Source organism: Amycolatopsis heterodermiae (assembly GCF_034929455.1).
In the GTDB taxonomy this organism is placed as follows: domain Bacteria; phylum Actinomycetota; class Actinomycetes; order Mycobacteriales; family Pseudonocardiaceae; genus Amycolatopsis; species Amycolatopsis heterodermiae.
Genome location: NZ_JAYFSI010000006.1, coordinates 196,465 through 222,140, shown reverse-complemented (window position 1 = coordinate 222,140; position 25,676 = coordinate 196,465). Strand labels below are relative to the sequence as shown.

The window sequence follows — 25,676 nt, the reverse complement described above, 5'->3', positions numbered from 1 at the left end:
GTGATCGATCGAGCGGGCTGCGAGCGGCGCAGGCCTGCGGTGCGGGTCCGAGGAGTGAGCACGACCACGAAACCGCGGCGGCGTCACGGAGAGGGGTGTCGCGACAGCCGGGATCACGACACCCCCTCTCGGGTTGGGCGACGGCGCACGCCACCGGAACGGAGAACCAGTCACGCGTCCGATGTGCCGTAGGGCCGTTGTGCGGCACCTTTGAAACCGTCCGCGTTTTCCCCGGGACCCGGGCCGATTTCCTCACCGCTGCGGCGTTTGCTGTCGCTACCACTCAACGGAGCTTCCGGCTCCATGTCGGTCGAGGACAACGTGCCATCCGGCGAGTGGTCCACCGGCGCACCGGTCGCCGGCTCACCGGGGTGGTTCTCGAAGGCCTTGTCGGTGGCGGGCGTTCTGTCGCCGCTCCCGAGGTCCGGGGACCAGCCATGGTTGTCCTCGTCGTCGAATCGGCTCACTGCGTGCTGTCGTTCGTTCTCCTCGGCCATGTGCGGCCTCCTCCGGGATTCGCCCAGGTCAACCCTGCGGCGTCCTTCGCGCCTACCCGGTCCGAGGACCGTCAAACCTCGACCCCGCCCGCCCGGGGAACAAGCCGGGGCCGTCGCCGTGCCGAACCACCTGGTGGCCGTGACGGTCCCTCTGGCGCCACCCGCGCCTGGGACGTTCAGCCATCCCGACGGGAGAACCCATGCCCACTTCAGCACCCGGCAGCCGGATCGTCGCCTGCGGACACCACCAGCCCGCCCGGCGCGTCTCGAACGACGAACTGAGTACTTCCCTCGGCACCACCGACACCTGGATCAGGGACCGCATCGGCGTCCGGAGCCGGCGGCTGGCCGCACCCGGGGAGTCGGTCGCCGACATGGCCACCGCGGCGGCCGCCGACGCCCTTCGGCACTCCGGCCGGTCCGCCGCCGAGGTCGACCTCGTCATCGTCGCGACCTGCACCTCCTTCGACCGGATGCCCAGCGTCGCCGCCCAGGTCGCCGACCGGCTCGGGATCCCCGCACCCGCGACCTTCGACCTCAACGCCGCGTGCTCCGGATTCCCCTACGCCCTGGCCAACGCCGACCACGCCATCCGCGCCGGCGCGAACCACCGCGCACTCGTGGTCGGCGTCGACAAGATGAGCGACTTCCTCGACTGGACCGACCGCTCCACCTGCGTCATCTTCGGCGACGGAGCCGGCGCCGCGATCGTCGAAGCAGCCGACGCACCCGGCGGGATCGGGCCGGTCGTCTGGGGATCCAACCCCGCCAAGAGCTCCAGCATCACCCTGCGAACGCCGGGCCCGCACGGCCTGCCCGCGACGTTCCGCCAAGACGGCCAAGCGGTCTTCCGCTGGGCGACCACCGAACTCGCCCCGATCGCCCGGACGGTCTGCGCCCGCGCCGGCGTCGACCCACGCGACCTCGGCGGCATCGTGACGCACCAGGCCAACGTCCGGATCATCACCGCGCTCGCCCGCAAGATCGGCGCCCCGGACGCCGTCATCGCCACCGACCTCACCGAATCGGGCAACACCTCCGCCGCCGGCATCCCCCTGGCCCTGTCCAAACTCGTCGGCCAACGCGCGATCCCCCAGGGCGCACCGGTGCTGCTCTTCGGCTTCGGTGCCGGGCTGACCTACGCCGGGCAAGTCGTCACCTGCCCGTGACCGGCCCGCGCCCATCCGGAGGCCGCGCTGCGCCGAACCCCTGGGCAGGTGTCGAGGGAAGGCCGATCTCTGTGATGGATTTCGACGAGGAGCTGGCGCAGCTCACCCGCAAGCTCGCCGACGCGGCCGAAATGACGGTGGCGTTGCACGACCTGCCGGACCTGCGCCGGGTCCGGTCGTCCGTCGCCGAGGCGCTGGCCTTCGGTGACTGTCCCGGCGATCGCTTCGGTGGCGTCCTGCTCGTGATCGACGAACTGGTCGGCAACGCCTACCAGCACGCCACCGCGGTCCGGGAACTGCGCGTCACCCGCACGGCCGGCAACCTCCTGGTCGAAGTCAGCGACCACGATCCGGACGTCACGTCGCTGCACGAGAGCCGACCGGAATCCACCCGCTACGGCCTCCGGCTGGTCGACCAGTTGTCCCTCGACTGGGGCGTTCGCGCCGACGACGCGGGCAAGGTGGTCTGGGCCCTCGTGCCGATCACGGTCTTCCCCGCGGCTTGTTGACACCCGGCGAGGGAATCGTCGCCATCGCGGGAGGGGCCGGTCGCCGCCACGACCCTGGAGTGATCCGGCGGTGGCGACGACCGGCGGGACGCCGCCGCTGAGGGCGTCCCCCGGCGGCGGACCTCCTGTGATCCGTCGCCGGATCACGGTCGCTGTCCGAGCCGGAATTCCTTCTCGGACAGCAAAGGGCGGCCGCCCCGGCTCCAGGAGGTCGTGGAGCCGGGGCGGCCGCATGGTGCCAGGCCACCCGTCGGCAGCTCAGGCGTTCGTCTTACTTGTTGGTGCCGGGGGTCAGCACCTTGTCGATCACGAAGACGGTGGCGTTCTTGGTGGGGATGTTGCCGCACAGGATCTTCGCGCCGTTGACGGTCATGTTGTCACCGGTGCCCTCGATCTTCAGCGGCCCACCGGCGGTGTTCAGCGACTCCAGCGAACCGGCGGCGGCGAGGCCCTTGGCGTCGTAACGCTTGCCGACGACGTGGTACTGCAGGATCGGCGCCAGCTCGGCCGGCTTGCCCGCCAGCTCGTTGAACTTCGCGTCACCCAGCGCCGCGAAAGCCGGGTCGGCCGGCGCGAACACCGTGATCGCCTGCTGCGAGTTGAGCGTGTCCACCAGGTTGGTGGCCTTGACCGCGGCGACCAGCTTGGTCAGCAGCGGGTTGGTCGAGGCGGCCGAGGCGACGGGCTGCGGGCCCATCGAGTCCAGCGAACCCGGCGAAGAACCCTGCGGCAGCTGCGAGCAGGCCGGGCCGAAGACGTCGGCGTTGGTGGTGACACCGTTGGAGGCAGCCGAGTCGGCGCTGGAGGACGGGGCGGCCATCGAGGACGACGGCGCCGGGGCGCTCGAGCTGGCGGACGAGCCGGTGTCGCTGCTGCCACACGCGGTCAGGGTGAGGGCGGCGGCCGCGGTCAGGCCGATACCGGCAATACGAAGCTTGTTCACGAAGTCACTCCAGTGAAATACGGCTTGAGCTCTCGGCGGGAATCCGCGGAACTCTTCTTCGGGGACCATTCGGCGCCGTCGGGCGACCGGATGGGTGGTTCACCACACTGTTTTTCGGACCCTCGAGAGCCGCAGCCGAGCCTGCTCCCAAGGGAACGGGCTCGGCGAAGTGCTTCTCGAGGTGACCATGACCAGAATTCGGGGGCGACGGCCTGCCGGATTGGTCATTCGCCGTCCCTGGTCACACTTCACCCGTTCCGGTGAACGCAGATCGGGTCGTAGAGCGCGGCGAAGGCCGTTCAGGTCTGCGCTCCCGCGCCCACTCGAACGGGTCACGCGGGAGGCCTGCGCGAGATCTGGCGCAAAGCGACCGCGAAGACGGCGTTGTCCACAGAGGACAATGCGAGGTGGTTCGCCGGTTTCCGCTACATGTTCTGGGCCCCCGCCTGGATCGCCTCCCGGATCCTGGCGTAGGTGCCGCAGCGGCAGATGTTGCGGATCTCGTCCAGGTCGGCGTCGGTGATCGCGTGGCCTGCGGCGGTCGCCTGCTTGACCTTCGCGACCGCGGCCATGATCTGGCCCGGCTGGCAGTAGCCGCACTGGGCGACGTCCAGTTGCAGCCACGCCTCCTGCATCGGGTGCAGGTCCTTCCCGACGGTCGCGGGCAGGCCTTCGATCGTGGTGATCTCGTCGGTGTCCTTGATGTCGGCGACCCGCACCGAGCACGGGTTGAACGCCTTCCCGTTGATGTGGCTGGTGCACGCCTTGCAGACGTCGAGCCCGCAGCCGTACTTCGGGCCGGTGATCCCGAGCAGGTCACGGAGAACCCAGAGGAGCCGGAGGTCGTCGTCGGCGTCGACGGTGACCTGCCGGCCGTTGACCTTGAACGTGTGTTGCGGCACGGCTGGCTCCTAGAAGGCGTGGTCGAGGCCGTCGGTGGGCGACGGCGGCGTGGACGGCTGCAGCGGCAACGGCTCGAAGCTGAGCGTGCCGTGGTTGATCGGGAACGACGTCGGCATCTTGCCCACCGCCCGGGCGTAGGCGCACGCGACCGCGGCGAACGACGGCGCGACCGCGAGCTCGCCCGCACCGCTCGGGCTGGCCGAGGTGTTCGGCATGACGACGACCTGCGTCTCGGGCGGGGTGTTCCACTCCCGGGTGTAGAAGTAGTTGTCCCAGCTGCCTTCCAGCGGGATGCCGTCCTTGATGTGCACGCTCGAGGTCAGGCACATCGCGATGCCGTCGTTGAGCCCGCCGATCATCTGCGCTTCCAGGCCACGCGGGTTGATCGCGAACCCGGGATCGACCACGACGAGCGCCTTCGTCACCCGCGGGCCGGTGACGGCGTCCGGGATCTTGCGGTTGACGGTCTCGGGCCGGCAGTCGATCTCGACCAGCACGGCGATCGCGCCGCGGTACTCGGCGTGCAGCGCGATGCCTTGGGCGGTACCGGCCGGCATCGCCCGGCCCCAGTTGCCGACCTGCGCCGCCTTGTCGAGCACCGCGCGCAACCGGGTGTCCTTGAGGAACTCCCGGCGGAACGCGACCGGGTCCTTGCCGAACTTCTTCGCCAGCTGGTCGACGACGAGTTCCTCGGCGGTGACGACGTTGGGCGAGTAGATGTTGCGCATGCTGCCGGTGTTGAACTTCAGCGGGATCTCGTTGAGCAGCTGGGTGGTCACGCCGAAGTTGTAGGGCGAGGACTGGCTCAGCAGGAAGATCGACTCGGCGAAGCTCAGGTTCCCGGCGATCGGCAGCCGCGACGCGAACGCCGTCAGCATCTCCCCCAGCCCGTGGCTGAACTCGGTCTGCACGCTGGTGTGCCGCTGCTCGAAGCTGATCACGTTGCCCAGCAGGTAGGTCGCCCGCACCCGCGACACGCACATCGGGTGGATGCGGCCCTGCCGGAAGTCGTCGGTGCGCGACCACATCAGCTTGACCGGCTTGCCCATCTTCTGCGACGCCTCGGCCGCTTCGGCGGCGGCGTCGTGGAACAGGTGCCGGCCGAACGAGCCGCCGCCCTGGGTGACGTGCACCTTCACCGCGTCCTGGGGCAGGCCCAGCTGCTTGGCGATGTCCTCCTGCGCGACGATCGGCACCTTGAGGCACGACCAGATCTCCGCACGGTCCGGCCGGACGTCGGCGATCGCGGCGCCGGTCTCCAGCGGGCTGTTGCTGGCGGCGGCGAAGGTGAATTCCGCGTCGACGTACTGGTCGAGCAGGCCGGGCACGGCCATCGGCAGCTGCGCGGCCTTCAGCTTCTTGAGCACCGTCGCGTCGGACTCACCGTCCACTGTGCCCGGTCCCCAGGTGACCTTCAGCGCGCGGATCGCGTCGATGCACTGGCCGAACGTGCGGCCGCGCACCGCGACCCCGTGCGCGATCGCGGCGACGTCGGTGATCCCCGGCATCGCCTTGACCTCGGCCGCATTGAGGATCGACCGCGGCGTCCCGTTGATCGTCGGCGGCCGGGCGACCATCGTCGGCAGCGCGTCCGGGACGGTGATGTCAAGGGTGAACTGCTTGGTGCCGGTGACCGAGGCGTGGGCGTCGAGCCGGTTCTGCGGCGTGCCCAGGACCTTGAACTCGGAACGCGCCTTGAGCGTGGCGACGACGCTGATCGTCGTGGCCGAGGCCGCGGCCTTGGACAGGGAGCCGTAACTCGCCTGCCGGCCGCTGGAGTGCCGGACCGTCCCCGCGGACGTCGTCAGCTGCGACACCGGGACGCCCCACTGCGCGGCGGCCGCGGCGAGCAGCCGCTGCCGGGCGATCGCCGCGGCGGTGCGGACCGGGGTGTAGATGCTGCGCATCGAGTTCGAGCCACCGGTGAGCTGGTTCATCAGCAGCTCGGGCCGGGCGTCGGCGAGGGTGACGTCGATCCGGTCCAGCGGCAGGTCGAGTTCCTCGGCGATCATCATCGCGACCGCGGTGGTCATCCCCTGGCCGACCTCGGCCCGAGGGACGGCGAAGGACGCGCGCCCGTCGGTGCCGACACCGACGGTGATCAGGCCCGAGGTGGGCAGGGCGGCGACGTTCTGCAGGTCGCCCAGGTCGAAGATGTCCTCGGGCTGCGGCAGCGACGGGATCGACGCCTCGGCCTGCCCCGGCGCGAGTTCGGCGACGCCGATTTGGGCGGCGACGGCGAGCGTCGGCGCGGCGAGCACGAAGCCGAGGAAGCGGCGGCGGCCGAGGGTGCGCGGTTCGGGTGGCTGCTCGGCGGGGACGTGGTGGGCCATGAGCGGCTGGTTCCTCTCGAACGACGGTGTCGGAGAAGTGCGGGGCTGGGACGCCGCCGAGCCGGAGTGTTGCATGGATCACGCCGCCGAAAGAATGCCCTGACTGCCTACGTTTGGCCTAGTGCCGTTGTGCACGGTGCACAGCCGGTGCTCGTCAGGGCACGCGCGGTGGCGGGAGGAACGGCAGGGCGCGCACGATCAGCGCCAGCTCCAGGGGCAGTTCCCCGCCGGTGAGGCGCTGCTCGATCAGCCCTTCGATCCGGTGGATCCGGTTGAGCACCGTGTTGCGGTGACAGTGCAGCGCCTGCCCCGAGCGCGTCGCCGAGCCGCCGGTGCCCACCCAGGTCGCGAGGGTCTCCAGCAGGAGACCGCGTTCGTCGCCGCCTAGGTCCAGCAGGCTGCGCAACCGGGTCTGCAGCAGCGAATCGGTCAATTCCGGCGAGCTGAGCAGCAACGCCTCGGGAAGCCGTTCGGCCAGGCACACGACGCCGGTCCGCCCCGGCGGCACGGTCCGCATGGCCAGGACCGCTTGGCGGTAAGCGGTGTGCACGGCGGCGAGACCGTCGACGAGCAGCGAGACCCCGGCCGCGGTGGCCAGCACGGACCCGACGGCCATCGTGGCCTTCACGACGTCGCGGCCGGGCAGCGAAACCACGCCGACGAGCACGTCGGCGCGCAGCTGCCAGGCCGACGCCGAGCCGAGCTTCTCGAGCTCGGCGCCCAGCGGTTCGACGCAGTCGCCGCCACCGGGTCCCGCCGCCGCGACGACGACGTAAGGGCCGGAGATCGGCAGGCGGAGGGTGCGGCCGGCCTCGTAGGCGAACCCGGCGTCGGCGGCCCGGCCCTGCAGCAGCCCTTCCCACAGCGACGCGCGCCGCTGCTCGTCGGCGCGCACCAGGCTGCGCTCGGCGGCGTGGTAGGCCTGCGCGACCTGGGCGGAGATCGCGTCGACGACCTCCCACACCCGGGTCGCGAGGTCCAGCATCGCCTCGTTGTTCACGTCCCCGGTGGCCCGGGCCTGCTCGGTCAGGGCCTGCCAGACCAGGCGCCCGCCCAGGCGGAAGGAGCGCAGCACGTCGTCGAGCGGCAGCTGCTGCTCGGCGCGGCGTCGCCCGGTCGCGCGGGCCGCGTCGTAGAAGTCCCCGTCGTCGCCGGGATGGCCGATGAGCTGGAGCACGCGCCGGAGGTTGTCGTGGCACGAGTGCCACAGATCGTCCCGCGGCACGACGTCGACCAGGCGGTAGCCGGGATTCTGGTCACCGATCACCGAGACCAGGACGTCGGTCAGCCGGTCGAGCCCGGCCAGCACGCTGGCCGCGAGCGACCGCGCCGTGTCGCCGCTGTCCACCCGTCCGTCCGCCATCCGCACCCACCGTCGTCGCCCCGCACCGGGGATTCGGAGCCGATGGCCGGTGCGGATCGGTCCCGGATCACCCGAGTCGGTGATCGACTCTACGTCCGCCGGGGCTCCGGCGCGTCAGCCGTCGGACTCCGCGGACGGGAGGTAGGCGCCCGGCACCTGGTCCGGGGCGACCACCTGGTTCTCCCCCGGGTAGGGCTGCTGCCAGCCGTGCGTCTGGTACCACGTGAAGTGGTTCATCTGCGCGGGGTTGGCGTAGTCGGCGACCGCGTTCGGGCCGGTCAGCCGCTGGTGGGTCGTCCACTCCTGCCACTGCGCCGCCACCTGCCGCTTGTCCGCCGGCACCGCCGACGACGGCACCGGCGCGGCGGCCGGGTCCGGCGGTGCGGGGGTGTCCGCGCCGCAGGACGGCTGGGTCGCCAGGCCGTCCGTCAGCGAGGTGCGGTTCGGCAGCGCGGCGAACGGCGTGTAGTCCGGCTTCTGCGTGAACGCCGCGCTCATCGGCGTCGCCGCGCTGTCCTTCTGGTTCATCGGCTTGACCCCGAGGATCTGCTCGATCGTCCGGATCATCGTGATCTGCGAGTAGTAGTGGTTGTCGACGACGCCGTGCTGGGCGTACGGGCTGATGATCTGCACCGGGGCCCGGTGGCCGTCGACGTGGTCGAGCCCGGCCTGGGAGTCGTCCTCGACTACGAAGATCGCCGAGTCCTTCCAGTACGGGCTGTGCGAGATCGTGTCGACGATCTTGCCGACCGCGAGGTCGTTGTCGGCGACCTGGGCGGCCGCGTTCGGCGGGCCGCCGGTGTGGTCGCTCGACAGCCAGAACATGTTCAGGTTGGCCGGCCCGTTCTTCTCGAAGTCGTCCTTCCAGATCTGGTACCGGTAGACGTCCGGCACCGCGGTGTCGAACTTCGGGAACGCGGGCACCGAGACGTTGTTCAGCGACGGGATCGGCGACGACGACACCAGCGGGTAGGCACTGGGCTGCCCGGTCGCGGCCATGTTCTTCGCGTCGCAGTACAGGTTCTGCCAGCTCGCGCCGGCCGGCTTGGTCAGGAACTGCTGGAACTCGCCGAAGTCCCGCACCGACTTCCCGGCCGCCTGCGCGCCGGTCCAGAGGAACCCGGAGCTCTGGTGGCCGAGTGCGTCGTCCTCGGTGTCGTAGCTGCGCAGGTACTCCCCCGCCGACGACTCGGTGTACTCCGGGTTGTCGGCCTGCATCAGCCAGTTGTGGCCCTCGGCGGAGTTCGTGCCGATGTCGTAGGTGTTGTCGTACAACCCGAACTGCTTCTCCAGCGCGTGCTGGTTCGGCGTCACGTTCTCGCCGAACTGCGTCACCGCCGGGTCGCCGTTGCCGCGCGCGTCGTCCCCGAAGACCTGGTCGTAGGTCCGGTTCTCCTTGACCAGCAGGAAGACGTGCTTGATCGTCGACGGGTCGCCGAGCCGCGCCGGGACCGGAACCGGCTTGCGGTGGCCGTTGTCGTGGGCCACCTGCACGGAGTCGGCCGTCCAGCCGTTCTGCTTGAACACCTGGCCGGTGTACCCGCGGATCGCGCGGTCGTCCGGCAGCCGGAAGCGCTGGACGCTCGAGGTCGTGTCGTGGGTGCCGTGCCCGGCCGCCGTGGTGGGACGGCGGGCGTCGACGCCGCGGGTGTTGGAGACCACGACGTCCTTGCCGACCGTGGTGATCGCCGTCGGGAAGTAGTCCGTCGGCAGCAGGCCGACGTAGCTCACCGGCTCCTGGGGCCGCTGGTAGCGGTAGACGGCGACCGCGTTGGCGCGGCCGAGCGTCACCAGCAGGTGCCCGTCGCCGGTGAGGGTGACGCCATCCGGCTCGTAGCCGACCGAAGCCTGCGGCCACGGCTGGGTCGCGATGGTCTGGACGACCTTGTCGCGGCCGGTGTCGATGACGGAAACCGTGTTGCTCGCGGTGTTCGTGACGAACAGCGCACCGTTCTTGGCGTACACCGCGGTCGGGTGGAGGCCGACGTCGATGCTCTTCGGCGGGGCGGCCGCGTTCGCCAAGTCGATGACGCTGACGGTGCCGCTCGTCGTCGCCCCGGTGAACCCGCTGGCCGGCACCTGGGTGTTGTACGAGTTCAGCGTCGGCTCGCCCGGGCGCGCCGGGCGCCCGCCTTCGTTGCTCACGTACAGCTTGGTCCCGACGCGGACCAGGTCACGCGGCGCGTTGCCGGTGGCCCAGCTCTGCTTGATCGCACCGGTCGCCGCGTCGAGGGCGACGACGCGGTTCTGGCCGTTGACCGCGGAGTACACAGTGGACCCGTCGGGCGAGAAAACGGCTTGGGCCACCAGCGCGTGCTTGGCGCCGTCGGCCGGGATCTTCACCGCCGCCGGGGCGGCGACCGTGCCGTCCGGGTTCACCGTGAACCTGGTGTAGCCGTCGGTCTGCGCCAGCCACAGGCTCCTGCCGTCCGGGGAGTACGACGGCCCTTCCTGGCCGACGTCGTTGCCGGGGATGCGCAGGTTCGCCGTCGCGGAGTTGCCGACGAGCTGCTGCACCTTCCAGCTCTTGAGGTCGACGACCGTGAGCGCGATCCCGCCGTCGGTGGTCAGCGCGGCGAGGTGGGCGCCGTCGGGGCTGACCGACGACGCCATGATCTTGCCGTTGTTCACGACCAGCCGGTCGCCGATCGGCTTGAGGTACTGGTCCGCGGAGACGACCTGGCCGTTCTCGGTGACCTGGCCGACCTGGTCCTTGCCGAACTGCTGCGTCGACGCGACCCCGACGCCGGTGCCGGTGGCGACGAGCACGAGCGTGGCGGAACCGGCTGTCGCGTACCGGAACCGGTGACCACCGAGGTGACCGAGAAGGCGAGCCTTCCGGACACGCCGCCTGCGGCGTGTTACCTGCATCGGTTCATCCCTTCGTGGAGGAGAGCAGCTCGACGTTCCCGTCGAACTGCCAGAGGGGGTTGGGCTGGTCCCCGGCCGGGGTGCGCACCTGGAAGTAGCCGTTCACTTCCTTCGGCCCGTCGCCGTCGGCGACGTACCGCCCGTCGGAGGTGACGTCCAGCTGGTAGATGGCCTGTCCGGTCGCCGCGATCCCGGGCAGGTGCCAGGAAACGACGCAGCGCCAGTCGTTGCCGGGCCCGTCGGCCGCGACCAGGCCGTCGCCCTTGGTGCACGCGGCCGTGGCGGCCAGCTGCGCCTCGGTGACGTCGGGCCGGTTGAGCTGCCCGGCCTGCAGGCGGTAGAGGTGACCGAACGCCGTCGCGAGCGAGGTCTGCACCTTGTCCTGGCCGATCCCCGACCCGGTGGCCGGGGTCGCCACGGCGATGATCCCGGCCGTGACGGCCAGGAGCGCGACCAGCGGCAGGGCCCCGGCGGTGAGGACCCGGCGTCCCGATCCGTCGTGGGCGAGGTTGGTGAAGTCGCGGCGCACGAACAGCAGGTAGGCGAGCACGGCCGCGACCACGGCCCACGCCAGGCCGACCCCGACACCGATGAGCAGCGGGCCGAGCTGGACCGGGTCGGTGAACAGGCCGTTCCAGGCGATGAAGGCGTAACTGGGCAGGGCGAGGCGGAGCGCGACGGGCAGCGGCAGCAGCTGGGCCAGCGCCATCGCGAGGGCGACGACGGCGGGCAGCAGCAGGCCCATGGGCGAACGTCCCCACAGGACGGACCCGAGCCACCCGACCGCGGCCAGGGCCAGCGTCGGGGCGAGCACGCAGACCCACGCCAGCAGGACCTGCGCCGCGGCCTCCCCCGGCGTCATCAGGTGGCCGTCGAAGCCCACCAGAGCCCGGTTTCCGACCGCCAGGAGCCCGCCGGCGCTGCTGGACACGGCCATCCCGGCCACCAGCACCAGGATGACGGTGAGGCTCGCCAGGGCCTTGGCCACGAAGATCCGCCGGGCGGACCGGACCGCCACCAGCAGGTGGCGCCAGGTGCCGAGCCGGTCCTCGGCCGCGAACACGTCCCCGGCGACCACCGACGTCAGCAGCGGAAGGGCGTAGGTGCCGGCGAACCCGAGCATCACCAGCGGCCCGGCCCAGCCCGTGGCGTTCATCCACCGGCCGAACAGGGTGTCGACGGGCAGCGAGCTCTGCCCGCTCACCGCGGCGACGAACAACGCGGGAGCGATCCAGCAAGCGAGGACCAGCAGGCGGATCCGCCAGGTCGAGAACAGCTTGACCAGTTCGAAGCGGTAGCCACGCGACACCGGGACGGGACCGGCGGCGGCCGGGGTCTCCACGGCGGTCGAGGTCATCGGGTGGTCTCCTGCTCGGTGAGGGCGAGGAACGCGGCTTCCAGCGGGGACACCACCGGCGCGAGCTCGCGCACCGCGATGCCGTCTTTCACGAGCCGGGGCACCAGCTCGTCGAGCGCGGGCACCAGCGCGCGCACGACGAGCACCTCGGTGTCCCGCCGGGCTCCGGCGTCCTCGACGAGGCGAACCCCCGCCGTGCCGGCGATCACCCGCCGGGCCGCGCCGGGGTCGGACGTGCGGAGCCGGTAGTCGAGCTCCCGGTTCTCGGCGGACAGCTTGCCCAGCGGGCCGGTGAACACGACGCGCCCGGCGGCGAGGATCGTGACTTCGGAGCACAGGGCTTCGAGGTCGTCCATCCGGTGGCTGGAGAGCACCACGGTCGTGCCGCCGGACACGAGCCGGTCCAGGACGCCGTGCACGTGCCTCTTGCCGACCGGGTCGAGGCCGTTGGCCGGCTCGTCGAGCACCAGCAGGCGCGGTTCGGTCAGCAAGGCGGCGGCGAGGCCGAGCCGCTGCCGCATGCCGAGGGAGAAGCCCCGCACCCGGTCGTCGGCGACGTCGGTGAGCCCGACTTCCTCGAGCACACCGTCGATGCCGGCCGTCCGCCGGTCACGGCCGCGCAGCGCCACCAGCGCGGCGAGGTTCTGCCGCGCGGTGAGCGAGGGGTAGAGGCCAGGACCGTCCACGAAGCCCGCGACCCCACCGGGCGCAGCCAGCGCGCGCCCGATCGGCGTGCCCAGGACCTCGAGCCGTCCTTCGTCGGCGACGGCCAGCCCCAGAAGCAGCCCGAGCAGCGTCGTCTTCCCGGCACCGTTGGGCCCCACCAGCCCGTGCATCTGCCCCGGCGCCACGTCCAGATCCACGCCGTCGAGCGCGACGACCTCGCCGAAGTACTTGGTGATCCCACGCGCTCGCACCGCGACGGGTGTGTCCATGACTCCCCTTGCCGTTTTCCTGGCTCGCGCAAGAAACTTAGGCACGGCAAATGACTTCGGCGGGCGCGCAGGGTGAACGCCGACCGAACGGGAACCGTCCGGCGGACACCTCGCCGGTGAAATGTCCGAGTTAAGGGCAGGTTTTGCGCCGGGTTAACCGGCGCCTTGCCTTCGGTCGTCCTCGAACCGAACCTGAGAGCTCGTGGAGGCAGGCCATCGGCTCTAGTACGCGTCTCGTAGTACGCGACGTGTACTATCTCGTCCATGCGCATGCCCCTGCCGAAAGCTCGACTGCGTCGCATCGGGCGGATCCTGCTCGTCGCCGTCCTGGTGCTCCTCGCCGGACTCGGCTCCTATGTCGGCTACGCCGCCTTGCGGGCAACACGGTCGGTCACCCTGCCCGCGCCGACCGGTCCCTACCGGGTCGGCCGCGCCATCGCCGAATGGACGGACCACGCGCGCGCCGATCCGCTTGCGCCGCCGCCTGGTGGGCCGCGGCGGTTGTCGGTGTGGCTGTGGTACCCCGCCGAGCCGGTGGCCGGTGCCGAAACCGCGCCGTACGCGCCCGGTGCATGGACGGGACTCCACCTCGGCGGCGCACTCGCCTGGAGCGAGACGAAGTTCGAAGACGTCCGTGTCCACGCGATCGCCGATGTCCCGGTCGCCGCCGGCCGGTTCCCGGTCGTCGTCCTGGAACCGGGCATGGGTTTTGCCGCGCCGCAGTACACCACGATCGCGGAGGACCTCGCGTCGCACGGATATCTGGTCGTGGGCGTCACGCCCACCTACAGTGCGAACTTGACCGTTCTCGGCGGAACGACCGTCCAGGCCAGCGAAGCGGGCAATCCGTCCGTGTTCGACGGCGACGACCTGCACACCGGCCAGGCGCAGGCCGCAGGTGATCGGCTGGTCCGCGTCTGGGCGGACGATGCTCGCTTCGCCGCGGCGCAAGTGCTGACCCAGAGCGCTTTCACCGGCCACCTCGACACGACGAAGACCATCTACATCGGACATTCGTTCGGCGGTGCCGCCGCCCTCGAGGCATGCCGCTCGGATCCATATTGCGCCGGTGCCGCCGACCTCGACGGCACCCAGTACGGCACCGTCGTCCACTCGGGACTCGCCAAGCCGTTGATGTTCCTCGGGAGTCAGGACTCCTGCATCACAGGCACCTGCGCACCGGCCACGCCGGCCGACCGATCCGACCGCGCCGCCGCCCAATCCCTGCTGAACGCCGGCAGCGGTCCCGTCTGGTGCTACCGGATCGCCGGGACCGAGCACTTCAACTTCACCGACTACGCCGCCTACTACCTCGCCGCCCCCACCGGGCTCCTGCTCGCCCTCGGTCCCGCGGACGGGGACGTCGTCCTCACCATCACCGGCGCCTACCTCAGCGCGTTCGCGGACCGGGCGGTCAGCGGCCGACCCCAGGCACTGCTGGCCGCGCCTTCACCGTATTCCCAGGTCGAAGTCCAGCGCACAATCCCTTAGCCACGCGATAACCTGGGGTTCGATATACAGACGCTACTTTCTGAACCACTCAGGTTTCCCGTCAGCCCAGCGCCGGCAGCACGCGGGTCCCTTCCGCACGCACTGCCCGCAGCGCCCGCGGGTTCAGGCCCAGCAGGTGCAGGATCGTCGGCGCGATCTGGGTCGTGGCCACCGGCACGGGAATCGTGCGCGGTGCACCGCCGCTCACCACGAGCGGGACCGCGCGGTCGTCCGGTGCGACGCCGCCGTGCTCGGCGATCTTCTTCGTGCCTCCGGTGTAGACGACGCCGTACTGCGTGACGCCGAACAGGTCCGGCGCCCGGTCGTCGCCGGGCCGGACGCCGAAGTAGCGGGCGGCGTCGGCGCCCGCGTACACCGTCCGCAGGCCGGAATGGGTGAACGCCTTGGGCGCGGCCGCGCTGTCGGTGCCCGTGCCGTTCTGCGCGAGCAGGTACTGCTTCGCGAACGCCGTCGCGGCCGGCGAGCGGTCGGTCAGCCAGAGCAGCATCGCGTCGTCGTCGGTCGAATGGACGACCAGCTCGGCGGCGCCCGGGTGGCGGGCCTGCCAAGCCGCGTTGAGGCCGTCGAGCAGCCTGGCGTCGTCGATCCGGGTCAGCGCGCCGGGGTCGGTGGGCGACTGGCCGTGCTTGGCGGACAGGATGATCGTCGTGGACCGGTCGAGGTGCCGGCTCCGCAGCTCGGCGGCGAACGCGCCGATCCGGCCGTCGACGAAGTCCAGCGCCGAGGTCAGCACCGGGCCGGGCACGGTACCGCCCGGAAGGTAGCCGCCGGTGCGCCCACCGGACGTCGGCAGCTTCTGCGCGGTGGACACGGACTGGAAGTTGAGCCCGAACACCGACGGGGTGCCCACGCGCCGGCTACCGCTGTGGTCGTAACCGTCGATCTCGTTCAGCACGGCCTGGGCCTTGTAGCCGTCGTACTGCTGGGTGGCGGCGTTGTCGGTGGTCCAGTCGCCGGTCCCGGCCGCGCTGTTGATCTCCGGGGTGAACAGGTCCTGCACGCCGGTGCCCGACGGCCCGTTCAGGATTTCGTAGGCCGGGTGCTTGTCCGACCACGCCGTCCGCAGCCCGGCCTGCCGGGCCACCTCGAACACCGTGTCGACCTTCAGGTACTCGTGCGGTGGTACCGGGCGGCAGGTCCGCGGATCGACCGGCAGCAGCGCGGCGTTCAGCAGCGTCCGCGGGTTCCCGGTCATGCCCAGCACGGACCCGGGGAGGCCGGTCAGGCCCTGACCGGCGTCGAGGCGGCTCTGGTCGCGGTCGAGGTTCTCGGTGAGGTCGACCTGGGCCCCCGGTTGCACCCCGGCGCACGACGTAGTGCCCGCGGGCAGCAGCGCGTGGTTGTAGGTGGCGTCGTAGTAGACGCCGGTGGTGGCCGGGTCGCCGCCGGTGAGCTGCCCGATCAGGCCGGGGAACGAGTCGGACGGCACCGGCGTGCGCGCGCTGGTGTACGACGTCCCCCGGGCCAGCAGGCCCGCCAGCGCCGAACGCGGGTGACCGGCGGCGTAGGCGGTCAGGTCGGACTGGTGCAGGCCGTCGACCGAGATGAGCAGCACGTGGCGGGCGCCGTCCGACGCCGACGCGACGGGCACGGCGGTGAGCAGGCTCAGCGCGGCGAGCACGGCGGGGACGCGGATCCGGTTCGGGGACAAGGTTTCCTCCTCGGCACGCCCCGGGGCGGGGCGTCCCCGGAATCCCACGCCACCGATCCGGCGGCGAGGAGACCTCGGTGCGAACACCGGGTGAACACCGGCGCACAACAAGTCCACTATGGACAGTCGTTGGCGCACAACGACATCGGGCACGCGCCGCACCCGCTCGCCATCTTAAACTACGAGGGTGTAGAACTTCAACCGGGACGGCGCACTGTGCGACTTCCGGCGTACACGCTACGCCGGAAGTCGCACGGCCGGCTCCCGCGGATCACCCGCCAGGCTGTCGCTCCGGCGCCACGCCCGGCCCTAGGCTCCGCCCACGCACCGCCGGAGAGGACGAGACCGCCCATGATCGAAGCACGTGCCGTGTCCAAACGCTACGGCGACAAGGTCGCCGTCGACGCCCTCACGTTCACGGTGAAACCCGGGGTCGTGACCGGGTTCCTCGGCCCGAACGGCGCCGGGAAGTCCACCACCATCCGGATGATCATGGGCCTGGACGCGCCCACGTCCGGCTCGGTCACCGTCAACGGCAAGCCCTACCGGAAGCACCCCGCGCCGCTGCACGAAGTCGGGGCGCTGCTGGAGGCCAAAGCCGTCCACACCGGACGATCCGCCTACAACCACCTGCTCGCCCTCGCGCTGAGCACCGGCATCCCGCGCCGGCGCGTCGACGAGGTGATCGACCTCGTGGGGCTGCACGAGGTCGCCCGCAAGCGCGTCGGCGGGTTCTCCCTCGGCATGGGCCAGCGCCTCGGCGTCGCCGCCGCCTTGCTCGGTGATCCCGCGACCCTGGTGCTCGACGAACCGGTCAACGGGCTCGACCCGCAGGGCATCCTCTGGATCCGCACCCTGCTGCGCGGCCTGGCCGCCGAGGGCCGGACCGTCTTCGTCTCCTCGCACCTGATGAGCGAAATGGCCTTGACCGCCGAGCACCTGATCGTGATCGGCAAGGGCAAGCTCATCGCCGACACCTCGGTCGAAGAGTTCATCCGGCGCGCCTCCAGCCGGGTCGTGCGGGTGCGCACCCCGGAGGCCACCCGGCTGCGGGACCTGCTCACCGGGCCCGATGTCGGCGTCACCAGCCTGGCCGCCGGGCTGCTCGAGGTCAGCGGCCTCGACGGCGCCGAGATCGGCCGCGTCGCCTGCCGCGAGGCCATCCCGCTCGAAGAGCTCACGCCCGTCCAGGCATCCCTGGAAGAGGCGTTCATGGAGCTCACCGACGACGCCCTCGAGTACCGGGTCACCCCGGCGGCCCAGGAAAGGTCCGCGTCATGACGACCACCACCGCCCCCGCCGCGACGCCGTCACCCCGGGCGTCCCTGCCGGACGACCTCAAGGTCACCCCGGTCCGGGTGCTCCGCTCGGAGTGGCTGAAGTTCCGCACGGTCCGCTCGTCGCCGCTGGCGGTCGCCGTGACCGTGGTCGGGATGATCGCGCTCGGCTGGATCTTCTCGGCCGCCGACGCGAACCGCTGGCCGGTCATGCGTCCCCAGGCCAAGGCGCACTTCGACCCGACCGACGTCAGCATCCGCGGCTACGTGCTGGCGCAGCTGGTGATCGGCGTGCTGGGCGTGCTCGTCGTCTCCGGCGAATACGGCACCGGGATGATCCGCGCGACCTTCTCCGCCGTCCCCACGAGGACGCCGGTGCTGTGGGCGAAGCTCGTCATCTTCGCGGTCGTGTCGTTCGTGGTGGGCACGGTCAGCTCGTTCGCCGCGTTCCTCGGCGGGCAGGCTTTCCTCAGCTCCCAGCACATCGAGACGACGCTGGCCGCCCCCGGCGTGTTCCGCGCGGTCTTCGGCGTCGGCCTCTACCTCACGGTGGTGGGCATGCTCGGCGTCGCGCTCGGCTGGCTGATCCGGCACACCGCCGGGGCGATCGCCACCCTGTTCGGCCTGCTGCTGGTGCTGCCGGGCATCGCCGACGCGCTGCCGGACAGCTGGGCCCCGCACGTCGTGCCGTACCTGCCGAGCAACGCCGGACAGGCCCTGATCACGGTCCGCCCGGACGCGGCCATGCTCGCGCCGTGGACCGGGTTCGCCGTGTTCTGCGCCTACGTCGCCGTCGCGCTCGTGGCCGCGTTCGTCCTGCTCGAACGCCGGGACGCCTGAGGACGGCGGGGTGAACGACACGGGTTCGGCGTGGCCGGCCGGCGGGTGGCCCGGGGCCGAGCGGCTGCGCACCTGGGCCCGCGCTCACCCGGGCGCCACGGACGTGGTGCTGGCGTGCGCACTGCTGCCGCTGGCGCTGGTCGTCGAGCACCGCGGGGTGACGCCGGCGGCTCGTCCGCTGCTGTTCGGGACGGGCACGCTGCTGGTCTCGACGCTGGCGTTCCGCCGCCGGTTCCCGCTGGCGACCCTGGCCACGGCGTGCGCGTTCGCGCTGGTCCCAGGGCTCTTCGGGCCACCGTTCCCGCCGACCTCCATCGCGGTGCTCGTCGCCGTCTACACGGTCGGCGCGCATTCCGGACGGCGGCGGGCCCTGACTGCGCTGGCGCTTCTCGGCGTGTTGATCGCGGTCGTGGTCTTCCGCGGCGACGAGCTCGCCGAGTCCGCCGCCCGGTTCGTGTTCGCCGCGGCCGTCGTCGTCGCGGCGTTCGTGCTCGGGGTCAACGTGCGGATGCGGCGGGTGTACCTGGTGTCGTTGCGGGACCGCGCGCTGCGGGCCGAACGCGAGCGCGACCAGCAGTCGCAGATCGCGGCCGCGCGCGAGCGAGCGACCATCGCCCGGGAGATGCACGACATCGTCGCGCACAACCTCTCGGTGATGATCGCCCTGGCCGACGGCGCCGCGTACGCCGCGCGCACCGATGCCGCCGCCGCGGAAACCGCGTCGTTGCACGTCTCCTCGACCGGGCGGCAGGCCCTCGACGAGATGCACCGGCTGCTGGGCGTGCTGCGCGGCGACGGCGGCGGCAGCCCTCGCACGCCGCAGCCCGGCGTCGCCCAGATCGACGAGCTCGTCACGCAGGTGCGCACCACCGGGCTCCCCACGTCGTGGACGATCACCGGCGAGCGGTTCCCCCTCTCCCCCACGGCCGGGCTCGCGCTCTACCGCATCGCCCAGGAGGCGCTCACCAACGTGCTCAAGCACGCCGTCCGGCCGTCGGCCGCGCACATCCGCCTGAGCTACGCCGACCCGGCGATCACCCTCGAGGTAGACGACGACGGTGCCGGCAGCCGGGCCGCCGCCGGTCCGGTGGCCGGGCACGGGCTCGGCGGCATGCGCGAGCGCGTCGGCGTCTTCGGCGGCGAGGTCACCGCCGGTCCCCGGCCCGGCGGTGGCTGGCGGGTCACGGCCCGGCTCGAACCCGGGTACGCCGGATCGGCGGCCGGCGCGTGATCAGCATCCTGCTCGTCGACGACGAACCCTTGCTGCGCCTGGGTTTCCGGCTCGTCCTGGAGTCGCAGCCGGACTTCACCGTCGTCGGTGAGGCCGCCGACGGCGCGGCCGCGATCAGCCGCACGGCCGAGCTCGACCCCGACGTCGTCGTGATGGACGTGCGCATGCCCGGGGTGGACGGGATCGACGCCACCCGCGAGATCGTCCGCGCGCACGCCCGCTCCCGGGTGCTGATCCTGACCACCTTCGACGTCGACGAGTACGCCTTCCCCGGTCTCAAGGCGGGCGCCAGCGGGTTCCTGCTGAAGAACGTCCCGCCCGAGGACCTGATCTCCGCGATCCGCGCGGTCGCCAGCGGCGACGCGGTGGTCGCGCCGAGCGTCACCCGCCGGCTGCTCGACGCCATGGCCGCACGGCTCCCCGACCGGGGCGTGGCCGGGGACGCCCCGGTCACCGGGCACGGTCTCGAACGGCTCACCGAACGCGAACTCGAGGTCCTCCGGAAGCTGGCCCGCGGCCTTTCCAACGCCGAGATCGCCGACGAGCTGGTCCTGGCGGAGGCGACGGTCAAGACCCACGTCGGGCGCATCCTCACCAAGCTCGAACTCCGCGACCGCGTCCAGGCCGTGGTGCTGGCCTACGACGTCGGCCTGGTGCGGCCGGCCTGACCGCGGCGCCGCGCGTCGACGGCGAACCCGAGGACGCAGACGACCGGCGACACCACGGCGACCGCGCGGAGACACCGCACCGGCACGCCCGGCCTCGGGGTCACGGTCACCCCGGGCGGCAGGTCGGGCACCCGGAACCGCAGGGTCTTCGTCATGTGCCGCCAGTGGAAGATCTCCTTCCACACCAGGTACCAGCTGATCGGCCAGGCCACCAGCGCGACGGTCCGCAGCATCCGCATCCCGCGAGGTTAACGCGGCTTAGCGCGCAGCGAACCGGTCGCTGACCGCGGTCGCCCTAGCTTGGCGTCGTGGCCATCCCTCCGTCGACCGAGCGAGACACCGTCCTCGGCGTGCGGATGCCGGTCTTGGCGGCGGCGCTCGCGGTGCTGGTGTTCCTGGCGCTGCTGGCATCCGCGAGTGACGCGCTGCCCTGGGCCAGGGGGTTCGACCTCGACGTCCACGCGTGGCTGGTGGCGCACCGGTCCGCGGCCCTCGCCGCCGTGGCCGCCGTGGTCACCTCGACGGCGTCCTCGGCGTTCACCGCGCCTCTGGTGTTCCTGGTCGCCGCCGTGCTCACGCGCGGAAACCCGCGCGCCCGGCTCGTCCGTGCCGGGCTCGTGCTCGCCGTGATGCTGTCCGCGGTGCTCTGCCGTTACGGGATTTCCGAGCTGATCGCCCGGCCGCGGCCACCCACCGCGGACTGGGTCGTGCAGGCCGGCGGCCTGTCCTTCCCGTCGGGCCACACCTCCGACGGCGCCCTCGCCGCGGGGCTGATCGCCTGGCTCGTCGTCCGCCGGTTCCCCGGCCGCCGCACGGCGTGGGTGGCGTGGGCGCTCGCCGCCGCGTACGCCCTGCTGATCGCCTGGACGCGCGTCTACCTCGGCGTCCACTGGCCCACCGACGTCTTCGGCAGCCTGGCCTTCGTGACGGCCTGGCTGTCCGGCTCCCTCGCCCTGCAGCGGCTCGAAGAGCGCGAGACGAACACCTAACGCAGAAAGGTCGTCATGCCAGCAACCACGGCCCGCGCCGCCCTCGCGGCGATCGCGGCATCGGTGCTCACCGCCTGCGGCGGAACCCCGTCCCCCGCACCGAGTCCGGCTTCGAGTCCGGCTTCCGGCAGCGAAGCGGCGAGCGGCACCACGGCAACGGAGGTCAACCCCGCCGGGGACATCCCCGACAACCAGGCCTACGTGCCCTTCACCCCGCCCGGTGGCGGTTTTACCGTCAAGATCCCGGAGGGCTGGGCGTCCTCGACCGCAGGCGCCACCACGACGTTCACCGACAAGCTGAACCAGGTCCAGGTGACGTCGTCCCGCGGCGCGGCCGCCCCGACGCCGGAGTCGGTGACCGCGTCCGACGTTCCCACGTTGCAGACGCGCACCCCGAACTTCGCCATGGGCCAGGTTTCGACGGTCCCCCGCGCCGCCGGCCAGGCGACTCTCCTGACCTACCAAGGCGATTCGGCACCCAACCCCGTCACCGGGAAGGTCGTCCGCGACGCGTTCGAGCGCTACAGCTTCTTCCACGGCGGGATCCGCGTCGACCTGACGCTGTCCGGCCCCACGAACGCCGACAACGTCGACCCGTGGCGCACCGTCACCGACTCCCTGAGCTGGTCGTGACAACCGGCTGGGCCACCCCGGCCCTGAACGCCCGCGAGCTGTACCGCTTCTTCCGCACCGGCGACGACGAAACGCTGGCCCTGCGCGGCGTTTCGCTCACCGTCGCCCGCGGCGAGACCGTCGCGGTGGTCGGCCCGTCGGGCTCGGGGAAGTCGACGCTGCTGGCCTGCCTGGCCGGGCTGGACGAACCCGCGGGCGGCAGCGTCGAAGTCGCCGGCGAACGGATCAGCCACCGTCCCGAGGCGGTCCGCGCCAGGATCCGCGCCCACCGGATCGGGGTGCTGCTGCAGTCCCGCAACCTGCTGCCCCACCTCGACGTCCGCGGAAACATCCGGCTGGCCCGGCGCGCGTGGCGCCACAGCGGCTTCCGCCCCTCGGCGGACGAGCTGCTGGACCGGGTCGGCCTCGGCGAGCGCGGACGGGCGACGCCCGCGCAGCTCTCGGGTGGCGAACTGGCCCGCGCCGGTCTCGCCGTCGCCCTGGCCAACCATCCCGACGTGCTGCTGGCCGACGAGCCGACCGGGGAACTGGACGGCTACACCGAGGAGCAGGTCCTCGAACTGCTCCGCGACCACGCCGCCCAGGGCGCGGGCCTGCTGATCGTCACCCACAGCGCCGAAGTCGTGGCGATCGCCGACCGGGTCGTCACGATCCGGGACGGCGAGGTGGCGGCATGAGCACCGACGCGCTCGTCGTCTGTGACGACGTGGCCCGCACCTTCGGCAGCGGGGCGGCCGCGGTCGTCGCCGTCCACGGGTCCAGCTGCAGTGTCCACAGTGGAGCGCGGATCGCCATCGCCGGGCCGTCCGGCTCGGGCAAGTCGACGCTGCTGCACCTGATGGCCGGGCTGGAGCGCCCCACCCGCGGCACCGTCACCTGGCCCGCGCTCGATCCGGCTGGGATCCGCGACATCGGCGTCGTCTTCCAGAGTCCCAGCCTGGTCCCGAACCTGGACGTCCGCGAGAACGCGGGCCTGCCGCTGGTCATCGCCGGCGTCGAAGACCCCGGACGAGCCGAGCGCGTGTCCGAGGCACTCGCCCTGGTCGGCGTCGACGACCTGGCCACCAAGCTGCCCGAGGAGATCTCGGGTGGCCAGGCCCAGCGGGTGGCGGTCGCCCGGGTGCTCGCGCAGCGGCCGCGGCTGCTGCTCGCCGACGAACCCACCGGGCAGCTCGACCGCGCGGCCGGGCAGCGGCTGCTCGACGCGCTGCTGGCCGCGACCGAGCACCTGGGCGCCGCCCTCGTCGTCACCACCCACGACCGGACCGTCATCGACCGGCTGGAGACGCGCTGGACCATGCACGAAGGCCGGCTCCGCACCACCGCGGACCGGACGGTGACGTCGTGATCGGGCTGTGGCTGGGCGGCCTGCTGCGCCGCCGCGCGGGCCGGCTGCTGGCCACCGCCACCGGCATCGCCCTCGCGGTCGCGCTGATCGCCGCCCTGGGCTCGTTCCTCGCCTCGTCGCAGGCCACGATGACCGCCCGCGCGCTGCGGTCGGTCGCCGTCGCCTGGCAGGTCGAGGTGCAGGCCGGTGGTGACGCCGGGGCCGTGCTGAGCACGTTGCGGAGCCTGCCGGGCACCGCGGCGGTCCGGACCGTCCACACTGGACGCACCAGCGGGCTGGAGGCCACCACCGGCGGCACGACCCAGACCACCGGCCCCGGCGTCGTCCTGGGCATCCCGCCCGGCTACGCGGCCACCTTCCCGGACCAGATCCGGCAGCTCAGCGGCTCCCCCGACGGCGTGCTCATCGCGCAGCAGACCGCGTCCAACCTGCACGTCCGCCCCGGTGACCAGGTCTCGATCGGCCTGCCCGGCGCCGGGCCGCGGCCGGTCACCATCGCCGGCGTCGTCGACCTGCCCCAGGCCGACTCGCTCTTCCAGAAGGTCGGCGCGCCCGCGCAGACGCAGCCGTCCGCACCGCCGGACAACGTCCTCCTCCTGCCCGAAGCCACCTTCACGGCGTTGACGGGCAACACCGCGCCGGTCACCCAGTTCCACGTCGCCCGGGACGCACCCGCCTCTCCCGACCCGGCCACCGCGTACCAGGACGAAATCGCCGCCGCCCACAACTTCGAAGCCCAGGTCGCCGGCGCCGCGCTGGTCGGCAACAACGTCGGCGCCGCTCTCGACGCCGCCCGCGGTGACGCCGCCTACGCGCAGATGCTGTTCCTGTTCCTCGGCCTGCCCGGGGTCGTCCTGGCCGCCCTGCTGACCAGCGCCCTCGTGGAAGCCGGCGGCGACCGGCGCCGCACCGAGCAGGCCCTGCTGCGCACCCGCGGCCACACCCCGCGCACGGTCGCCGGCCTCGCCGTCTCCGAAGCCGCGCTCGTCGCGGTGCTCGGCGGAGCCGCCGGGCTGGGCATCGCCGCGCTGGCCGGGCGGCTCGCCTTCGGGCCCGCACCGGACGGCGGGAGCGGCGCGGCCACGGCGTGGTGGTACGCGATCGCGTTCGCCGCCGGGCTGCTGATCACCACCCTCACCGTGCTCGTCCCGGCCGTGACCGGCCTGCGGCAGCGGACGGTTTCCCAGGCACGGCAGGTGATCGGCGCGAACCGGACGCCGTGGTGGGCCAAGGCCGGGCTCGACGTCCTGCTCGTCGCCGCCGCGCTCGTCGTGTTCCAGGCATCCTCGGGCAACGACTACGCGCTGGTGCTGGCCCCCGAAGGCGTGCCGTCGATTTCGGTGTCCTACTGGGCGTTCCTCGGCCCGGCCCTGCTGTGGCTCGGGGCCGCGGCGCTGCTGTGGCGGCTCACCACGCTCGTGCTCCGGCACGGCCGCGCCCCGCTGCGGCGGCTCCTGCGTCCGCTGTCCGGCCGGCTCGCGGCACCCGGGGCGGCCGGGATCTCCCGCCAGCGCCGTCCACTGGCCCGCGCGATCGTGCTCCTCGCGCTGGCCCTGTCGTTCGCCGCGTCGACGGCGGTGTTCAACCGCACCTACCAGCAGCAGGCCGAAGCCGACGCGCAGCTGACCAACGGCGCCGACGTCGCCGTCACCGAACCACCCGCCGCCCAGGTCACCGCCACCGCCGGCGACCGGCTTCGGGACGTCCCCGGCGTCCGGCACGTCGAGCCGATCCAGCACCGGTTCGCCTACGTCGGCGCGGACCTGCAGGACCTCTACGGGGTCCGCCCCGGAAGCATCCGGGACGCGACCGCGTTGCAGGACACGTACTTCCAGGGCGGCAGCGCCGCGGACCTGATGACGACGCTCGCGAACCAGCCGGACTCGATCCTCGTCAGCGCCGAAACGGTCAAGGACTTCCAGCTCACCTCCGGCGACCTGATCAACCTCCGCGTCCAGGACGCCCGCACCAAGGCCCTGCGGACGGTGCCCTTCCGCTACCGCGGGATCGTCAAGGAGTTCCCGACGGCGCCCAAGGACAGCTTCTTCGTGGCCAACGCGGCCTACCTAGCGCAGGCCACCGGCTCCGACGCCGTCGGCGCGTTCCTCGTCGACACCGGCGGCACCGGCCAGCCCGGGGTGGCCGAAGCCCTGCGCGCCCGGGTCGGCACCGCGGCGACGGTCACCGACATCACGCAGACCCGCGCCCACGTCGGGTCGAGCCTCACCTCGGTCAACCTGTCCGGGCTGACCCGCCTGGAACTGGCCTTCGCGATCCTGATCGCCGCCGGCGCCGGCGGAATCGTGCTCGCGGTGGGCCTGGCCGAGCGGCGTCGCGGTCTCGCCATCATGGCGGTCCTCGGCGCGAGACGGCGGCACCTGCGCGGGCTCGTCCTCGGGGAGGGACTCGTGCTGGTCGCCGGCGGCCTGCTCGGCGGCGCGATCATCGCGTGGGGCGTCTCGGAAATGCTCGTCAAGGTCCTGACGGGCGTGTTCGACCCGCCGCCGTCGTCGATCGCCGTGCCGTGGGCCTACCTGACGGCGACGGCCGCGGCGGTGGTCGCCGCCGTGGTCCTCGCCGCGACGATCAGTGCCCGCGCGTCCACCCGGCCCGCGGTGGAGGAACTGCGCGACCTGTGAATCACCCG

22 protein-coding genes are annotated in these 25,676 nt (G+C 72.2%); 12 read left to right on the top strand and 10 right to left on the bottom strand.

Features of this window, described 5'->3' with window-relative positions:
• Nucleotides 1–170: 170 nt before the first annotated feature.
• Nucleotides 171–497 (bottom strand): hypothetical protein, encoded by a 327-nt coding sequence (locus VA596_RS25945; RefSeq protein WP_323330754.1) that lies wholly within the window; start codon nt 495–497, stop codon nt 171–173.
• A 200-nt stretch (nt 498–697) separates the two neighbouring features.
• On the opposite strand from VA596_RS25945, the gene VA596_RS25940 reads away from it, so the two are divergent.
• A complete protein-coding gene (locus tag VA596_RS25940; RefSeq protein ID WP_323330753.1) occupies nt 698–1,666 on the top strand; it encodes a beta-ketoacyl-ACP synthase III in 969 nt (322 codons plus the stop codon).
• A gap of 74 nt (nt 1,667–1,740) precedes the next feature.
• Nucleotides 1,741–2,175, top strand: coding sequence for an ATP-binding protein (locus VA596_RS25935; RefSeq protein WP_323330752.1), 435 nt, complete (start codon nt 1,741–1,743; stop codon nt 2,173–2,175).
• 271 nt (nt 2,176–2,446) lie between these two features.
• On the opposite strand, the gene VA596_RS25930 is transcribed toward VA596_RS25935, so the two are convergent.
• The 7 genes from VA596_RS25930 to VA596_RS25900 form a co-directional block, all read right to left on the bottom strand.
• Nucleotides 2,447–3,118, bottom strand: a complete 672-nt coding sequence (locus tag VA596_RS25930; protein ID WP_323330751.1) for a fasciclin domain-containing protein — start codon at nt 3,116–3,118, stop codon at nt 2,447–2,449.
• A gap of 425 nt (nt 3,119–3,543) precedes the next feature.
• Nucleotides 3,544–4,020 carry a (2Fe-2S)-binding protein gene (locus tag VA596_RS25925; RefSeq protein ID WP_323330750.1) on the bottom strand — a complete coding sequence of 159 codons (477 nt, stop codon included), beginning with the start codon at nt 4,018–4,020 and terminating at the stop codon, nt 3,544–3,546.
• A gap of 9 nt (nt 4,021–4,029) precedes the next feature.
• The gene (locus tag VA596_RS25920) at nt 4,030–6,354 is read right to left on the bottom strand and encodes a molybdopterin cofactor-binding domain-containing protein (protein ID WP_323330749.1); all 2,325 of its coding nucleotides are present in this window, start codon (nt 6,352–6,354) and stop codon (nt 4,030–4,032) included.
• Nucleotides 6,355–6,508: 154 nt separating this feature from the next.
• Nucleotides 6,509–7,717, bottom strand: a complete 1,209-nt coding sequence (locus VA596_RS25915) for a PucR family transcriptional regulator (protein WP_323330748.1) — start codon at nt 7,715–7,717, stop codon at nt 6,509–6,511.
• A gap of 114 nt (nt 7,718–7,831) precedes the next feature.
• Nucleotides 7,832–10,588, bottom strand: a complete 2,757-nt coding sequence (locus VA596_RS25910; RefSeq protein ID WP_323330747.1) for an alkaline phosphatase family protein — start codon at nt 10,586–10,588, stop codon at nt 7,832–7,834.
• Nucleotides 10,589–10,592: 4 nt separating this feature from the next.
• Nucleotides 10,593–11,945: an ABC transporter permease gene (locus tag VA596_RS25905; RefSeq protein ID WP_323330746.1), complete on the bottom strand. Its 1,353-nt coding sequence runs from the start codon at nt 11,943–11,945 to the stop codon at nt 10,593–10,595.
• The gene (locus tag VA596_RS25900) at nt 11,942–12,880 is read right to left on the bottom strand and encodes an ABC transporter ATP-binding protein (RefSeq protein WP_323330745.1); all 939 of its coding nucleotides are present in this window, start codon (nt 12,878–12,880) and stop codon (nt 11,942–11,944) included. The genes VA596_RS25905 and VA596_RS25900 overlap by 4 nt, the downstream gene beginning before the upstream one ends.
• A gap of 264 nt (nt 12,881–13,144) precedes the next feature.
• On the opposite strand from VA596_RS25900, the gene VA596_RS25895 reads away from it, so the two are divergent.
• Nucleotides 13,145–14,371 carry an alpha/beta hydrolase gene (locus VA596_RS25895; RefSeq protein ID WP_323330744.1) on the top strand — a complete coding sequence of 409 codons (1,227 nt, stop codon included), beginning with the start codon at nt 13,145–13,147 and terminating at the stop codon, nt 14,369–14,371.
• Nucleotides 14,372–14,432: 61 nt separating this feature from the next.
• Here the strand turns inward: VA596_RS25895 and VA596_RS25890 are convergent, their stop codons facing one another.
• Nucleotides 14,433–16,043, bottom strand: coding sequence for an alkaline phosphatase family protein (locus VA596_RS25890; protein WP_323330743.1), 1,611 nt, complete (start codon nt 16,041–16,043; stop codon nt 14,433–14,435).
• A gap of 351 nt (nt 16,044–16,394) precedes the next feature.
• Here VA596_RS25890 and VA596_RS25885 point away from each other — a divergent pair, with 351 nt between their 5' ends.
• Genes VA596_RS25885 through VA596_RS25870 form a run of 4 tightly spaced genes read left to right on the top strand, consistent with a single transcriptional unit; the run spans nt 16,395 to nt 20,059 of the window.
• Nucleotides 16,395–17,324, top strand: a complete 930-nt coding sequence (locus tag VA596_RS25885; RefSeq protein ID WP_323330742.1) for an ATP-binding cassette domain-containing protein — start codon at nt 16,395–16,397, stop codon at nt 17,322–17,324.
• Nucleotides 17,321–18,160, top strand: coding sequence for an ABC transporter permease subunit (locus VA596_RS25880; protein ID WP_323330741.1), 840 nt, complete (start codon nt 17,321–17,323; stop codon nt 18,158–18,160). The genes VA596_RS25885 and VA596_RS25880 overlap by 4 nt, the downstream gene beginning before the upstream one ends.
• A gap of 10 nt (nt 18,161–18,170) precedes the next feature.
• On the top strand, nt 18,171–19,391 hold the full coding sequence (locus VA596_RS25875) for a sensor histidine kinase (RefSeq protein ID WP_323330740.1): 1,221 nt from the start codon (nt 18,171–18,173) through the stop codon (nt 19,389–19,391).
• Entirely contained in the window at nt 19,388–20,059 is a 672-nt protein-coding gene (locus VA596_RS25870; RefSeq protein WP_323330739.1) for a response regulator transcription factor, read from the top strand. Before VA596_RS25875 ends, VA596_RS25870 begins: the two co-directional genes overlap by 4 nt.
• On the opposite strand, the gene VA596_RS25865 is transcribed toward VA596_RS25870, so the two are convergent.
• Nucleotides 20,029–20,298: a hypothetical protein gene (locus tag VA596_RS25865; RefSeq protein WP_323330738.1), complete on the bottom strand. Its 270-nt coding sequence runs from the start codon at nt 20,296–20,298 to the stop codon at nt 20,029–20,031. The genes VA596_RS25870 and VA596_RS25865 overlap by 31 nt on opposite strands.
• 69 nt (nt 20,299–20,367) lie before the next feature.
• On the opposite strand from VA596_RS25865, the gene VA596_RS25860 reads away from it, so the two are divergent.
• The 5 genes from VA596_RS25860 to VA596_RS25840 are packed head-to-tail and all read left to right on the top strand — an operon-like array spanning nt 20,368 to nt 25,668.
• Nucleotides 20,368–21,048 carry a phosphatase PAP2 family protein gene (locus tag VA596_RS25860; protein ID WP_323330737.1) on the top strand — a complete coding sequence of 227 codons (681 nt, stop codon included), beginning with the start codon at nt 20,368–20,370 and terminating at the stop codon, nt 21,046–21,048.
• 15 nt (nt 21,049–21,063) lie between these two features.
• Entirely contained in the window at nt 21,064–21,681 is a 618-nt protein-coding gene (locus VA596_RS25855; RefSeq protein ID WP_323330736.1) for a hypothetical protein, read from the top strand.
• Nucleotides 21,678–22,358, top strand: a complete 681-nt coding sequence (locus tag VA596_RS25850; protein ID WP_323330735.1) for an ABC transporter ATP-binding protein — start codon at nt 21,678–21,680, stop codon at nt 22,356–22,358. The genes VA596_RS25855 and VA596_RS25850 overlap by 4 nt, the downstream gene beginning before the upstream one ends.
• A complete protein-coding gene (locus tag VA596_RS25845) occupies nt 22,355–23,029 on the top strand; it encodes an ABC transporter ATP-binding protein (protein ID WP_323330734.1) in 675 nt (224 codons plus the stop codon). Before VA596_RS25850 ends, VA596_RS25845 begins: the two co-directional genes overlap by 4 nt.
• Complete coding sequence (locus VA596_RS25840; RefSeq protein ID WP_323330733.1) at nt 23,026–25,668, top strand: ABC transporter permease; 2,643 nt, start codon at nt 23,026–23,028, stop codon at nt 25,666–25,668. Before VA596_RS25845 ends, VA596_RS25840 begins: the two co-directional genes overlap by 4 nt.
• Nucleotides 25,669–25,676 lie beyond the last annotated feature (8 nt).